Origin of the sequence: Arthrobacter sp. 35/47 (assembly GCF_000520475.1) — a bacterium.
In the GTDB taxonomy this organism is placed as follows: Bacteria; Actinomycetota; Actinomycetes; order Actinomycetales; family Micrococcaceae; genus Arthrobacter_D; species Arthrobacter_D subterraneus.
The window spans coordinates 99,698-112,563 of record NZ_KI914620.1 but is presented as its reverse complement, the minus strand read 5'-3'; the positions used below and the strand labels follow the sequence as shown (position 1 = coordinate 112,563).

Sequence of the window (12,866 nt, the reverse complement as noted above, 5' to 3'; positions counted from 1 at the left end):
CCGGGCTGAAGGGCCGGGCTGAAGGGCCGGACCTGGAAAACCACAACGCAAAGGCGGACAGCCTTCGATGGCTGTCCGCCTTTGCGTTGGTCAGCTGCCCTCGCTGATCCTGGCCGGCCGGTTGGTGGCCTCGCTAATCCCGGCGGGATTCCTCACCGCGGCGGGCCTCATCAGGTGCGTCTTCCGCGGCGGGCTGCGGTTCGATGCGGATCCCGTACTGCGGACGCCCGTCCGGAAGATCAGGGAACTGACCGCGGGTGGAACGCTGGTTTGCAGCCCGCTGTTCATCCCCAGCCTGCGGCGCAGCCCCAGCCTGCGGGGCAGCGGACTGCTGTGGGTCAGGATTGGCGTGCGGCGCCTGGACAGGCGGCTGCCCCCAGCTTTCCGGACGCTGCGGCGGCTGGCCCTGCCGCGGCGGTTGGTTCGGTGCCGATGGCGTCCCCCAGGGCTGCACGGGGGCGTTGGTTTGCGGGTTCGAATTCATCGGCAGCTGCTGCAGCACCCGGCGGGCTTCTCCGGCAACGGACGGATCAACAATGACGTCGTAGCTGGTTGCGACCACCTGGCTGGTGGACGTGAAATCACGCTTCCCGCGCTGGAACGCGTAGGCGATCACACCGAACAGCACCCAGAACACTGCTCCGAGCGCCATTGAGGAGAGGATGGGAAGGTAGGTCGAGTCACCGCCGAAGAGCGTCAGGATGAAGCCGACAAACAGACCGAACCAGGCGCCGGTCGCCGCGCTGGCAAGGGCCACCCTCGGGTAGCTGAGGCGTCCGGTTACCCGTTCCACGGTCTTGAGGTCGTTGCCGATGATCGACACCTGCTGCACGGGAAACTTGCTGTCGGCGAGGTAGTCGACGGCTTTCTGGGCATCAAGGTAGGAGCCGTACCTGCCGACGGTCTCGCCCTTCGGCAGCGTGCGGCCTTCATCACGTGAGGCGGTTCGTCCAAGAACGTTTGACATACTTTCATTGTTGCCTAGATCAGCCCCGCCGTGGCACCGTATCGCTCGGGGTGAACTTTGGGGTGGGCATGCCGTGCGGGCCGTCACGCAATACAGCCGCAGTAGCGCAGGCGCAGTAGCCTAGGCATGTGAGCAGCAACCCAACGCGCGTTTTTGTGGCACGTCTTCTGGGCCTGGACGTCTTTGATCCCCTCGGTGACCGTCTCGGGCGGCTCCGTGACGCCGTCATCCTCGACCGGGGACCGTCGGTTCTCCCCCAGGTTGTCGGTCTGGTGGTTGAGGTTCCCGGCAAGAAGCGGGTCTTCGTGCCGATGACACGCGTGACGTCCATCGACGCCGGGCAGATCATCTGTACCGGGTTGGTCAACCTCCGGCGGTTCGACCAGCGCGGCGCCGAGCAGCTCGTCGTTGCCGAGGTCTTCGACCGCCGGATCACGCTTCGCGACGGGAGCGGGGAGGCCACCATCGAGGATGTGGCCATGGAGAAGGACCGCTCCGGCGACTGGCACGTGTCGCAGATCTTCGTCCGTCGCGGCGGCCCACAGTCGCGGCTGCGGGGCCTTCGCCGCGGCGAGCGCCTGATCATCGACTGGATGGACGCGTATCACGGCGACGCCGATGAACCCCAGGCCGCAACGTCCTTCGTGGCACAGCACGATGACCTGAAGGCAGCCGACTTCGCGGACGCACTCCATGAGATGAGCGACAAGCGCCGGATCGAGGTGGCCAGCGAGCTTCAGGACCAGCGGCTTGCCGACATCCTCCAGGAACTGCCCGACGACGACCAGGTGCAGATCCTCTCCTCACTGGACCGGGAGCGGGCAGCCGATGTGCTGGAGGAGATGGACCCGGACGACGCCGCCGACCTCCTCAATGAGCTACCGGAAGACCAGAAGGAAGAGCTCCTCCAGCTCATGGAACCGGACGACGCGAAGGACGTCCGCCGGCTGCTGCAGTATGAGGAAGACACCGCCGGATCACTCATGACGCCGGTTCCCGTGATCCTGCCTCCGGAAGCAACGGTCGCCGAGGCGCTGGCGCACGTACGCCGGGAAGAATTGACCCCGGCGCTCGCATCGTCCATCTTCGTCTGCCGGCCGCCGCTGGAGACCCCCACCGGCCGTTACCTCGGCGTGGTGCATATCCAGCAGCTTCTGCGTTTTCCGCCTCCCGAGCAACTGGGCAATATCGTGGACACGGATCTGGAGCCGGTCAGCGACCAGGCGACCATCAGTGAGGTATCCCGGATCCTTGCCACCTACAATCTGAATTCACTGCCGATCGTCAATGGCGACGGCCGATTGGTGGGGGCGGTGACCGTTGACGACGTTCTGGACCACCTGCTCCCGGAGGACTGGCGTGCCCAGGACATCACGCCCCATATAACCCGTGGAGGCATAAATGGTTGAGAGAACCAGAACCGTAACCACCAGTGGCCTGGACACGCCGCGTGAAAGCCGCGGCCGGTGGCTGCCCAGGCTCCGCCCCAACCCGGATGCCTTCGGCAGCGCCACCGAGAATTTCGCCCGGTTCATGGGCACCCCGCAGTTCCTCTTCTACATGACGGTGTTCGTTGCCGTGTGGCTTGCGTGGAACAGCTGGGCGCCTGAGGCATGGAGGTTCGACAGTGCGGCGATCGGGTTCACCCTCCTGACCCTCATGCTGTCCCTGCAGGCCTCCTATGCGGCCCCACTTCTGCTGCTGGCCCAGAACCGTCAGGATGACCGCGACCGCGTGTCACTGCAGGAGGACCGCCAGCGGGCCGAACGGAACCTCTCCGACACCGAATACCTCACGCGCGAGATCGCCGAGCTGCGCATCGCCCTGCGCGAGGTCACCACCCGGGACTTTGTCCGGTCCGAGCTGCGCTCCGTCATGGAGGAACTGCTTGAGTCCGCAGACGGGCAGGAGACATCCGGCCAGCGCAAGCCCAGACGCCGCGTGCCCGACACCACGACCTCCCTTCCGCAGGTGCCCCCGCGCCGGGACAAGCAGTGACGGTCGAAGCCGCCGTCCGGTCCGCGCTTGGTACGGTCATTGACCCGGAACTGCGCCGTCCGATCACTGAACTGGGCATGGTGGAGTCGGTCTCCGTGCACGACGACGGCTCCGTCGTAGTGCACGTGCTCCTCACCATCGCCGGATGTCCCCTGCGCGACACCATCAGCCGCGACGTCGAGGCTGCGGTCACCGGGCTCCCGGGAGTGAACAGCGTCCGCGTGGCACTCGGGGTCATGACCCAGGAACAGCGGGACGCCCTGAAGGAGCGACTGCGGGGTGCCGGGGACCGGCGCGGGATACCGTTCAACGAGCCGGGTTCGCTCACCCGGGTGCTCGCGGTTGCGAGCGGCAAGGGCGGAGTGGGCAAGTCGAGTGTCACCGTGAACCTTGCCGCAGCCATGGCCGCGCAGGGTCTGCGGGTCGGGATTGTGGATGCGGACGTCTATGGTTTTTCGATACCGGCCCTGATGGGGATCAGCCAGGCACCCACCCGGGTTGACGAGATGATCCTGCCCCCGGTTGCGCATGGGGTCAAGGCAATTTCGATCGGTATGTTCGTGACCGGGAACCAGCCGGTTGCCTGGCGCGGTCCGATGCTGCACCGTGCGCTGGAACAGTTCCTGCAGGATGTCTATTTCGGGGATCTGGACGTCCTGTTCCTCGACCTGCCGCCCGGAACCGGGGACATCGCGATTTCGGTCTCACAGCTGCTGCCCGGTGCGGAACTGCTGATCGTCACCACACCGCAGGCAGCTGCAGCGGACGTCGCCGAACGAGCCGGATCCATGGCAGTGCAGACCGGGCAGAAAGTCGCCGGAGTCATCGAGAACATGTCCTGGCTGGAGCTGCCCGGAGGGGAGCGCATGGAGGTCTTCGGCAGCGGCGGCGGTGCCGAGCTTGCCCGCAGGCTCAGCTCGACCGTGGGCTATGACGTGGAGCTGCTGGGCAGCATCGCACTGGAACCCGCGCTCAGGGAAGGCGGCGATGCCGGAGAACCCGTGGTTCTGCGCCCTGGCTCACCTGCCGCTGACGAGCTGACCCGCATCGCCTCGATGCTGGCCCGCAGGCCACGCGGACTCAATGAACGGCTGCTGACGGTAAGTCCGAAACAGCGCTGACCGGCGGTAGGCCAGCACTGGAGTTGGCACGCCGGCGGATCCCGCAGGGCTGTCTCTCAGGGACCCCTCAGCAACCCTCAGGTTGCCTCACTGTCGTAGGGGGCGGCCTGACCGGCGCTCAGGCGCCCGGCACTGCCGGTGGGCGGCCGGGAGTCGTTGTCGGTGGGGGCGTTCGATCCGGCGTCCGGACGGCCGAGTTGCCCGGAGGATGCTGCCGGCCGGGGCTGGGGGCTGGATCCGTTCTCGCTGACCGGCTTGATGGCGTCCTCAATGTCATCAAGGAGTGCTTCCTTGATGATCCGCCGCGGATCATACTGGCGCGGATCGAGCTTTCGCCAATCGACGTCGTCGAACTCGCTGCCAACCTCTTCGCGCAGCTGCTCACGGGCTCCGGTGGCCATGCGGCGCAGGCCCTTGACCAGTTGGGCCAGCTGCGAGGCGTACTCGGGCAGACGTTCGGGACCAAGGACAATGACGGCAATAATCGCCAACAGGAGGAACTCGTATCCATTGATTCCAAACACTCTCGAAGCCTACCTGCCGCGCCACACCGAATCTATTTGCGTCAGGGCGCCGGCTGCGCCAGCTTTCCAAGGCCCCGCAGGATGCGGCTCAAGGGGTCAGCCGGCACGTCGTCGTGACGTGAATAGGCGAGCTGGGAGTGTTCGTTGAACATGAGCTGGCTGACCGCGCGCGGCATATCCGCTACGGGCAGGTTCGAAACCACCGTATAGGTGGCGGAGCCGGAGCTGATCACTAGTTGCCAGGACCGTCCCGGATGCAGCCAGACCGTCTGGTCCGTTCCACCGATCTCCTCAAACCCGTCTTCCCGCACCGAATTACCGGTGGCCGCGTTGATCGGAGCGGAGACGGTACCCGCAGTGGTACCCCGCTGCTCATAGATGGTGAGGGAATGGCTGCCGTCGGAGAGGTCCAGCTGGAGGGTGGGACGCCCGTCAATCTCCAGCGCCTCGGCATGTTCAAGCTGGAAGCCAAGCGTCTGCAGCTCGGGGCAGAACCAACCGTCGTCGCGCAGTTGCTCAATCTGGCCCGAACTGAGCCCGGCGGACGTGTCCGAAGCAACGGTCTGGAAGCTTTCGGTGACGGATGCGTAGCTTCCCGTCGCGACCGGGTCCGGTGGATCGGCTTCCGACCCGAGGGCGTAGGCGGCGCTCAGGGTGGCTACGGCGACAACCGCCAGGCCGCTGCCCGCAGCGATCAGTGCGCGGTTCCGGTACAGCGGCACCCTTCCGCCGTGATCTCCGGCAGCGGCGGCGGCGAAGGCGCCCTCGACTGCCGGCCCGCGCTGTTCGTCCGGCGCTGATGCGGACCGGCGCAGGATGCGCTCGCAGAGGTCTTCGGACGGCCCCGGGGTTGCGGTGCTCTGCAGCCGACGCCGGATTGCCTGTTCCTGCTGCACAACCTGTCTGCAGCGGGCACAGCCGAGCAGGTGCTTTTCCACCGCATGCCGCCGTGCGGGGGTCAGCTCGTCTGCCACGTAATCGGTCAGAGAACGGGTTGGATGGCGCATGGACCTAGCGGGCACCTGCGATTCGAGGCAGGCTGAGGCGGGATGGGACAGGAGCGGGCTGGCGGGGGTCCCGGTGGGCGAGCTTCTCGCGGAGAAGGGTGCGGCCGCGGTGGATGCGCGAGCGCACTGTGCCGAGCTTCACTCCCAGCGCGCGGGCCACCTCGTCGTAGGGCAAACCCTCAAGATCGCAGAGAACAACCGCAGCGCGGAAGTCCGGCGGCAACTCCTCCAGGGCGGCCTGCACGTCGAGGTCCAGGTTGTTGAACTCGAAGCTCCGCTCAGGGCTGGGATGGGTGCTCGGCAAACGGCTCTCCGCGTCATCGGCGAGTCCATCGAAGCGGATGCGGTTCTTGCGGCGCGCCTGGTCCAGGAAGAGATTGGTGGTGATGCGGTGGAGCCAGCCGTCCAGCGTACCCGGCTTGAAATTCGCCAGGGACCTGAACACCCGGACAAACACCTCCTGGGTGAGGTCCTCGGCGTCGTACTTGTTGCCCGTCAGCCGGTAGGCAAGCCTGTAGACCTTGGGCGAATGGTCCCTGACCACTTCCTCCCATGACGGCGGCGCCCAGGCGGGCACCTCCTGATCGTGCTCTCCGGTGGTGACGCTCCCCGTAGGTGCCACCGTGCGCGAAGTAGACATCGACCTTCTCCTCTCGCCCTCGAATGAAATGGTTGCGGTGCCGGTCCCGATGTTTCGCCGGACCTGCGCATCAGGTATTCGGGGCTTCGCCTCTGTTGGATGCCTTGCACATCCATGGTGCCCGAGCTAGCTGTGAGCACGCTGGAAATCCGGCAGGAACGGGATAGCCGCGCGGCACGGGGCAGCGGCGCTACCGGGGCGGGTCCGCCGACGGCAGTAGGCTGGGAGGCAACGCCCGGCAACCCGGCCCGGGCAGCAGGCATTACCCGGCTGCTAGAGAGAACGGAACATCATGAGCGCGCAGAAGCAGGCAAACTGGTCCTATACGGAAGGTCTGCCCGTAGAAGATGATGTCCTGCTCCGTGCACGTGACCGTTCGTATGAACTGGGAGTTGCACCCGTCAGCACCGGCATCGCCGCGGCCCTCACCGTGCTCGCCGCCGCGTCAAAAGCAGTGACGGTCGTCGAGGTCGGCGCCGGGGCCGGCGTCTCCGGAGTATGCCTGCTGCGTGGCATGGGCCCAAACTCCGTGCTGACCACAATCGACTCGGATGTGGATCATCTCCGGGCTGCACGGGAGTCCTATGCGGAGGCGGGGATACCGGCCAACCGCACCCGCACGATCTCCGGCCGCGCCGCCGATGTACTTCCCCGGCTTACGGATGCGGCCTATGACCTCGTCTTCCTCGACGCTGACAAGACCAACCTTGCACTGTACGCCGATCAGGCCGTCCGGCTCCTGAAGCGCGGAGGGCTCCTTCTGGTCAACGATGCCCTGGACGGCGGGAAGGTGGCCGACCCGGCCGTCCGCGATGCGTCCACCAACACTCTCCGGCAGGTCGGCAAGACCCTGCGGAGCAACGATCAGCTGGTCACCACCCTGATGCCGGCGGGCAATGGCCTGCTGATGGCTGTGAAGATGTTCAGCTGACCGGACCGGGCCCCGCGGGTCCTGACGGTGCCCGGGTCCTGACGGTGCCCGGGTCCTGACGGCGTCCTGGTCCTGAGGTCAGCTAGTCCGTAACGGTCAGCAGGCAATCCTTGAGCTTGCCTGCCTCCTCGGCATTCAGCTCGACCACCAGGCGTCCGCCGCCGTCGATCGGAACCCGCATGATGAGGCTGCGTCCCTCTTTGGTGACCTCCATAGGTCCATCACCGGTACGGGGTTTCATCGCAGCCATCTAAGTAGTTTCCTTCCACGGTGCGCGGCAGGACGATGGCCGCGATCAACATTGCACGGCGGATTGTCCCCCGTACGCTCGTCCTCCTCCATTATCCCGTAGAAGTGCGCGGCGAGCTAATCGCGGGTGCGGCGCCCATCACACCCCCTGGGCGGGTAGTCCCTGCCGCCGGACAACAGCGGCAGGCCCACAGCCGGCTCATCCGGACAACGTGCGGGCCCTCACCCAGCACGAGGCAAGGTGGTCGTTTACATAGCCGGTTGCCTGCTGCATCGCGTATGCGGTGGTGGGCCCGACAAACCGGAACCCGTGCGAGCGCAGATCCTTTGCGAGCGCGGTTGACTCGGGAACGACGGCGGGCACGTCCGCCAGAGACTCCGGCGGGTCCCGCGGGGCCGGCCGGTGCGCCTCGAGAATCCCCTCCAGCGTTGTTCCTGGAGGCAGCGAGAGCAGTGCGCGGGCATTGGCGATCGTGGCCAGGATCTTGGCCCGGTTGCGGACAATGGCGGCGTCGCCCAGGAGGCGCACGACGTCGTCGTCGTTGAAAGCCGCCACCGACCGCGGATCGAAACCCGCGAAGGCTGAGCGGAACGCCTCCCGCTTGCGCAGGATGGTGATCCAGCTCAGACCGGACTGGAACGCCTCAAGGCTGATCCGCTCGAAGAGTGCAGCCTCACCGGTGACCGGGCGGCCCCACTCCTGGTCGTGGTACGCCTCGTAATCTGCGCTGGTGACTGCCCAGCCGCATCTCAACCGGCCATCGCTGCCGCTGACCGCGCTCACCGGCTGTCCCCGCCCTGATCCCCGTCCCGGGCCTTATCCCCGTCCCAGGCCTTATCCCCGTCCCAGGCCTGGAGCTGGTTCTGCAGCCCTTCGATGAGGGCGTCCCGCTCCGCGAGCGCTGCGGCCAGTCGGTCCAGGACCTCGTCGACCTGGTCCATACGGTATCCGCGCAGGCCCAGCGAGAAGCGGACGCGCCGTACATCGGCAGCGTCCGGCCGCTCCGGAAGCAGAACCGGAGGCAGCGTGGGCGTCGGTTCAACCAGCCCTGGAACAGCAGCGGGTTCCCCCCGCTGCCCGCTTCCGACGTCCTGCCGGCTCCGCCCGATGGCGAGGAAGGCAGTGGCGCCTACGGCCAGGATCGCCACGAGAACCAGGAAGATCGTCATGGTCTAGGGACCGGTGTGGCCTGCGGTGTCAGCCAGAACCGCCCGGACGGCGTCGGACGGTTCATCGACGAGGTGGACCAGGGAGAGGTCCTTCTCCGAGATCATTCCGTTCGCGAGCAGCGTTTCCCTCACCCAGTGCCACAGCGGTCCCCAGAACTCGCTGCCGATCAGCACGATGGGGAAGGACGTCACCTTCTGGGTCTGGACCAGGGTCATCGCCTCGAACAGTTCGTCCAGCGTGCCGAATCCTCCCGGGAGCACTATGAATCCCTGCGCGTACTTCACGAACATGGTTTTGCGGGCAAAGAAGTAGCGGAAATTGATGCCGAGGTCCACCCACTCGTTCATTCCCTGCTCGAACGGCAACTCGATTCCCAGCCCGACGGAGACCCCTCCCGCCTGGCACGCCCCTTTGTTTGCCGCTTCCATGGCTCCCGGCCCGCCGCCCGTGATCACCGCGTACCCCGCTTCCACCAGGAGCCGGCCCACTTCCTCTCCCATGGCGTAATACGGGGAGTCCCGTGGGGTCCGGGCCGAGCCGAAAACGCTGATTGCCGGGCCAAGCTCGGACAGCGTGCCGAAACCCTCCACGAATTCGCTCTGGATGCGAAGGACACGCCAGGGGTCCGTCTTGGTGAAGGGAGTCTCCTCCATTGAATCGAGGAGGTACTGGTCGGACTGCACGGTCCTTGCCTGCTCCCCCCTGAGCTCAACCTGCCCGCGGCGCCGCGCCGGTGCAGCGCGATCTTCGGGCTGATGGTCATTCTTGCCGTTGTTGGGACTCATACCCCCAAGGCTAACTGCCGGAAGCGGGCTTCGGCTTTGGTTGCTCTTGAATCACGATTTCCACTTTCCGCCGGTCGATGTATCGCCGCTGGGGAATCTTTCGCTACATTTCTACCTATGACTCGTGACCCACAGTCGAGCACGACCGCGTCCGCTTCCCACCCGCCAACCCAGCCGCTCGTGTCGCTGAAGAACGTGAACAAACACTTCGGTGAGCTGCATGTACTCAAGGACATCAACCTTGAAGTCGCCCGCGGCGAGGTCGTGGTGGTGATCGGGCCCTCAGGCTCCGGCAAATCCACCCTCTGCCGTGCAATCAACCGCCTCGAAACCATCGACAACGGGGAAATCAGGATTGACGGCAAGGAACTGCCCGCCGAGGGGAAGGCACTCGCAAAGCTGCGTGCCGACGTCGGAATGGTGTTCCAGTCCTTCAATCTGTTTGCCCACAAGTCCATCCTTGAAAACGTGACCCTCGGCCCCGTGAAGGTCAAGGGCATGAAGCCCACCGCGGCGAAGGATCTGGCGATGTCCCTGCTCAAGCGCGTGGGCGTGGACAACCAGGCGCAGAAGCTCCCGGCGCAGCTTTCCGGTGGCCAGCAGCAGCGCGTGGCCATTGCCCGGGCACTGGCCATGCAGCCGAAGGTGATGCTCTTCGACGAGCCCACCTCCGCCCTGGATCCGGAGATGATCAACGAAGTGCTCGATGCCATGGTGTCCCTTGCCAAGGAGGGCATGACCATGATCGTTGTCACCCACGAAATGGGCTTCGCCCGCAAAGCCGCCGACCGGGTGATCTTCATGGCGGACGGTCAGATCGTCGAACAGGCGACCCCCGAAGAGTTCTTCACCAACCCGAAGAGCGATCGAGCCAAGGACTTCCTCGGCAAGATCCTTGCCCACTAACTATCGACGAATTCCCATCAGGAAATAACGCGAGGAGAAATCATGCGAACAACACGATACGGTGCACTGGCAATGGCTGCTGCGGCGGCGCTGGCCCTGTCCGCCTGCGGCGGCGGAGGCGGCGAGGAAGGCGCTGAAGAAGGCGGCGGCGGCGAGGCAGCTGCCGAATCCGTCCGCATCGGCATCAAGTTCGACCAGCCGGGCCTCGGCTTTGACGAGGGCGGCTCCTACTCGGGCTTCGACGTTGACGTCGCCAAGTACGTAGCCGGAGAACTTGGCTACAGCGAAGACCAGATCGAATGGGTTGAGGCACCCTCGGCGAACCGCGAAAACCTGCTCTCCAACGAGCAGGTGGACATGATCTTCGCTACCTACTCGATCACCGACACCCGCAAGGAGACGGTGGACTTCGCCGGTCCGTACTTCATCGCCGGCCAGGATCTGCTGGTCCCCGTGGACAGTGACATCACCGGCCCTGAGGACCTCGACGGCCGGAACCTGTGCTCCGTCACCGGCTCCACTTCCGCCCAGCGCGTGAAGGACGAGTATGCGGAAGGCGTCAACCTCATCGAGCAGCCCGGCTACGCGGAGTGCGTCAGCCTGATGAGCGGCGGCCAGATCGACGCCGTCACCACCGATGACATCATCCTCGCCGGCCTCGCCGCGCAGGAAGCCAACCAGGGCCAGTTCAAGGTGGTCGGCAACCCGTTCTCCGAGGAGAAGTACGGCGTCGGCCTCACCAAGGGCAGCGAGCTGTGCTCCGACATCAACGCAGCAATCGAAAAGATGATCGAGGAAGGCGCGTGGGAAGAAGCCCTCGCGAACAACCTCGAGGGCGTCGACTACGAGCCGAACGCGGAACTCAACCCGCCGACGCCGGACGACTGCGCCTAACCTGATCAGAAACCGTATGGGGGCTGCCTTGCAGCCCCCATACGGCCGTTCGAAGCACATAAAAGAAAGGTTGCCGTGGACAGTTTCCTGTCGCTCTTCGAGCAATACGACGTCGCAGCCGCCTTCTGGGTAAACATCCAGTTGACCTTCTGGGCTGCCATCTGGTCCCTGCTGCTCGGAACGCTGCTTGCCCTGTTCAGGATCTCCCCCATCGCAAGCCTGCAGTGGTTCGGCGCGACCTACGTCAATATCTTCCGCAACACACCGCTGACGATCATCATCGCGTTCGGTGTGCTTGCCCTGTTCGGCCAGCTGAGCGTCAGCCTCTCCTCGGATTTCAACCTGAACTTCTTCCGGCTTGCCATCCTCGGGCTCAGTCTCTACCACGCTGCGTTTGTGTGCGAGGCAATCCGAAGCGGTGTGAACACCGTTCCGCTGGGCCAGGCCGAGGCGGCCCGCGCCATCGGACTCTCGTTCCTCCCTGCCGCACGCCTCGTGATCCTGCCGCAGGCATTCCGCGGTGCCATCGCCCCGCTCGGCAATGTGCTCATCGCGCTGACCAAGAATTCGACCGTCGCTGCGGCAGGGTCGGTTGCTGAGTCGGCCGGCCTGATGAAAACCATGATCGAGTTCCGCTCCGACATGGTGATTCCAATCTTCTTCACCTTCGCTTTTGGTTTTGTGCTCATCGTTATTCCGATCGGGCTGCTGACAACCTGGGCCTCAAAGAAACTGGCGGTGTCCCGATGAGCGCACAGCAGGTACTCTTCGACGCGCCGGGCCCCAAAGCGAAGCGCAACATCCTGATCGGCAATATTGTCGGCGTTCTGTTCATACTCGGGCTGCTTGCCTGGCTGATTACCGCCCTCGCCGGGCAAGGCCAGTTGACGGCTGCCAAGTGGACGCCCTTCCTTGAGACCCGGACCTGGCAGTTCTTCCTTCTTCCGGGCCTCTGGGATACGCTCCGGGCGGCCGGCGTGGCAATCGTCACCTCTGTGGTACTCGGCCTCCTCCTCGGTATCGGGCGCCTCTCCCACTTCCTGCCGATCCGCTGGCTTGCCGGCGTCATCGTCGAGTTCTTCCGCGCCGTTCCGGTGCTGCTGATGATGATCTTCCTGTGGCTGGCCATCGGCGCCGCGAGCATCATGCGCCCGCAGGACATCCCGTTCATCGCTGTGGTCACGGCGTTGACCCTGTACAACGGGTCCGTTATCGCGGAGCTGGTGCGTTCCGGCGTGGAGGGTCTTCCCAAGGGGCAGCGCGAAGCGGGTATGGCCATCGGGATGACCCGGGGCCAGTCGCTGAGAAGCATCGAGGTTCCGCAGGCGCTTACCGCCATGCTCCCCGCGCTGGTCAGCCAGTTCGTGGTGATCCTCAAGGACTCTGCCCTGGGCTACATCATCACCTACACCGAATTGCTGCAGAACGCCCGCCGTCTGGGCGTTGGTGAAGGCAACCTGCTGCAGGCACTGCTGATCGCCGCGGTCATCTTCATCATCATCAACTTCGCGCTCTCGTCACTGGCGAACCGGTTGTCGAAGCTCCTCAGCTTCCGGACGGCCGGGCCCGCCCGGAAGGATCCCGAGCAGAAGCTCGCCGCTGCAGTTCCTGCCGGCTAGGGCTGAAAGCTGCCAACTGGCTCGCCTTGGCCTACCGGCTTCAGGCGAGCCAGT

The 12,866-nt window shown here is 65.2% G+C and carries 16 protein-coding genes; 8 read left to right on the top strand and 8 right to left on the bottom strand.

The genetic code is table 11. From position 1 onward, the window contains the following. Positions 1–133: 133 nt before the first annotated feature. Positions 134–967 carry a YflT domain-containing protein gene (locus X803_RS0116675; protein WP_026546024.1) on the bottom strand — a complete coding sequence of 278 codons (834 nt, stop codon included), beginning with the start codon at positions 965–967 and terminating at the stop codon, positions 134–136. A gap of 128 nt (positions 968–1,095) precedes the next feature. On the opposite strand from X803_RS0116675, the gene X803_RS0116670 reads away from it, so the two are divergent. The 3 genes from X803_RS0116670 to X803_RS0116660 are packed head-to-tail and all read left to right on the top strand — an operon-like array spanning position 1,096 to position 4,086. Further along, a complete protein-coding gene (locus X803_RS0116670) occupies positions 1,096–2,376 on the top strand; it encodes a magnesium transporter MgtE N-terminal domain-containing protein (protein WP_026546023.1) in 1,281 nt (426 codons plus the stop codon). Then, positions 2,369–2,965: a DUF1003 domain-containing protein gene (locus X803_RS0116665; protein ID WP_026546022.1), complete on the top strand. Its 597-nt coding sequence runs from the start codon at positions 2,369–2,371 to the stop codon at positions 2,963–2,965. Before X803_RS0116670 ends, X803_RS0116665 begins: the two co-directional genes overlap by 8 nt. After that, on the top strand, positions 2,962–4,086 hold the full coding sequence (locus X803_RS0116660) for an Mrp/NBP35 family ATP-binding protein (protein WP_026546021.1): 1,125 nt from the start codon (positions 2,962–2,964) through the stop codon (positions 4,084–4,086). The genes X803_RS0116665 and X803_RS0116660 overlap by 4 nt, the downstream gene beginning before the upstream one ends. A gap of 77 nt (positions 4,087–4,163) precedes the next feature. Here the strand turns inward: X803_RS0116660 and X803_RS0116655 are convergent, their stop codons facing one another. From X803_RS0116655 to sigE, 3 genes are read right to left on the bottom strand one after another with little or no spacing between them, the layout of a single operon-like run. Further along, complete coding sequence (locus tag X803_RS0116655) at positions 4,164–4,610, bottom strand: Sec-independent protein translocase subunit TatB (RefSeq protein ID WP_026546020.1); 447 nt, start codon at positions 4,608–4,610, stop codon at positions 4,164–4,166. Positions 4,611–4,651: 41 nt separating this feature from the next. Then, a complete protein-coding gene (locus tag X803_RS0116650) occupies positions 4,652–5,617 on the bottom strand; it encodes an anti-sigma factor (protein WP_026546019.1) in 966 nt (321 codons plus the stop codon). Positions 5,618–5,621: 4 nt separating this feature from the next. Beyond that, positions 5,622–6,257, bottom strand: coding sequence for an RNA polymerase sigma factor SigE (sigE, locus tag X803_RS0116645; RefSeq protein WP_026546018.1), 636 nt, complete (start codon positions 6,255–6,257; stop codon positions 5,622–5,624). A gap of 292 nt (positions 6,258–6,549) precedes the next feature. Here sigE and X803_RS0116640 point away from each other — a divergent pair, with 292 nt between their 5' ends. After that, positions 6,550–7,188, top strand: a complete 639-nt coding sequence (locus tag X803_RS0116640) for an O-methyltransferase (protein WP_026546017.1) — start codon at positions 6,550–6,552, stop codon at positions 7,186–7,188. A gap of 82 nt (positions 7,189–7,270) precedes the next feature. On the opposite strand, the gene X803_RS21675 is transcribed toward X803_RS0116640, so the two are convergent. The 4 genes from X803_RS21675 to X803_RS0116620 all read right to left on the bottom strand — a co-directional run bounded on the left by X803_RS21675 (position 7,271) and on the right by X803_RS0116620 (position 9,393). After that, on the bottom strand, positions 7,271–7,438 hold the full coding sequence (locus X803_RS21675) for a DUF3117 domain-containing protein (protein WP_084033880.1): 168 nt from the start codon (positions 7,436–7,438) through the stop codon (positions 7,271–7,273). A 198-nt stretch (positions 7,439–7,636) separates the two neighbouring features. Then, positions 7,637–8,221 carry a DNA-3-methyladenine glycosylase I gene (locus tag X803_RS0116630; RefSeq protein ID WP_026546016.1) on the bottom strand — a complete coding sequence of 195 codons (585 nt, stop codon included), beginning with the start codon at positions 8,219–8,221 and terminating at the stop codon, positions 7,637–7,639. Further along, positions 8,218–8,607: a DivIVA domain-containing protein gene (locus X803_RS20805; RefSeq protein WP_084033878.1), complete on the bottom strand. Its 390-nt coding sequence runs from the start codon at positions 8,605–8,607 to the stop codon at positions 8,218–8,220. Before X803_RS20805 ends, X803_RS0116630 begins: the two co-directional genes overlap by 4 nt. 3 nt (positions 8,608–8,610) lie before the next feature. Next, on the bottom strand, positions 8,611–9,393 hold the full coding sequence (locus X803_RS0116620; RefSeq protein WP_026546015.1) for an LOG family protein: 783 nt from the start codon (positions 9,391–9,393) through the stop codon (positions 8,611–8,613). A gap of 117 nt (positions 9,394–9,510) precedes the next feature. On the opposite strand from X803_RS0116620, the gene X803_RS0116615 reads away from it, so the two are divergent. From X803_RS0116615 to X803_RS0116600, 4 genes are all read left to right on the top strand, one after another. After that, positions 9,511–10,299: an amino acid ABC transporter ATP-binding protein gene (locus X803_RS0116615; protein ID WP_051470854.1), complete on the top strand. Its 789-nt coding sequence runs from the start codon at positions 9,511–9,513 to the stop codon at positions 10,297–10,299. A 42-nt stretch (positions 10,300–10,341) separates the two neighbouring features. Next, a complete protein-coding gene (locus X803_RS0116610) occupies positions 10,342–11,193 on the top strand; it encodes a glutamate ABC transporter substrate-binding protein (RefSeq protein ID WP_026546013.1) in 852 nt (283 codons plus the stop codon). 75 nt (positions 11,194–11,268) lie between these two features. Next, positions 11,269–11,943, top strand: a complete 675-nt coding sequence (locus X803_RS0116605) for an amino acid ABC transporter permease (RefSeq protein WP_026546012.1) — start codon at positions 11,269–11,271, stop codon at positions 11,941–11,943. Beyond that, positions 11,940–12,812 carry an amino acid ABC transporter permease gene (locus X803_RS0116600; protein WP_026546011.1) on the top strand — a complete coding sequence of 291 codons (873 nt, stop codon included), beginning with the start codon at positions 11,940–11,942 and terminating at the stop codon, positions 12,810–12,812. Before X803_RS0116605 ends, X803_RS0116600 begins: the two co-directional genes overlap by 4 nt. Positions 12,813–12,866 lie beyond the last annotated feature (54 nt).

Bases quoted from the DNA above. Each gene is read 5' to 3' on its own strand.
- X803_RS0116675 (WP_026546024.1), bottom strand. From the start codon at position 967: ATGTCAAACGTTCTTGGACGAACCGCCTCACGTGATGAAGGCCGCACG.
- X803_RS0116665 (WP_026546022.1), top strand. From the start codon at position 2,369: ATGGTTGAGAGAACCAGAACCGTAACCACCAGTGGCCTGGACACGCCG.
- X803_RS0116650 (WP_026546019.1), bottom strand. From the start codon at position 5,617: ATGCGCCATCCAACCCGTTCTCTGACCGATTACGTGGCAGACGAGCTG.
- sigE (WP_026546018.1), bottom strand. From the start codon at position 6,257: ATGTCTACTTCGCGCACGGTGGCACCTACGGGGAGCGTCACCACCGGA.
- X803_RS0116640 (WP_026546017.1), top strand. From the start codon at position 6,550: ATGAGCGCGCAGAAGCAGGCAAACTGGTCCTATACGGAAGGTCTGCCC.
- X803_RS21675 (WP_084033880.1), bottom strand. From the start codon at position 7,438: ATGGCTGCGATGAAACCCCGTACCGGTGATGGACCTATGGAGGTCACC.
- X803_RS20805 (WP_084033878.1), bottom strand. From the start codon at position 8,607: ATGACGATCTTCCTGGTTCTCGTGGCGATCCTGGCCGTAGGCGCCACT.
- X803_RS0116620 (WP_026546015.1), bottom strand. From the start codon at position 9,393: ATGAGTCCCAACAACGGCAAGAATGACCATCAGCCCGAAGATCGCGCT.
- X803_RS0116615 (WP_051470854.1), top strand. From the start codon at position 9,511: ATGACTCGTGACCCACAGTCGAGCACGACCGCGTCCGCTTCCCACCCG.
- X803_RS0116610 (WP_026546013.1), top strand. From the start codon at position 10,342: ATGCGAACAACACGATACGGTGCACTGGCAATGGCTGCTGCGGCGGCG.
- X803_RS0116600 (WP_026546011.1), top strand. From the start codon at position 11,940: ATGAGCGCACAGCAGGTACTCTTCGACGCGCCGGGCCCCAAAGCGAAG.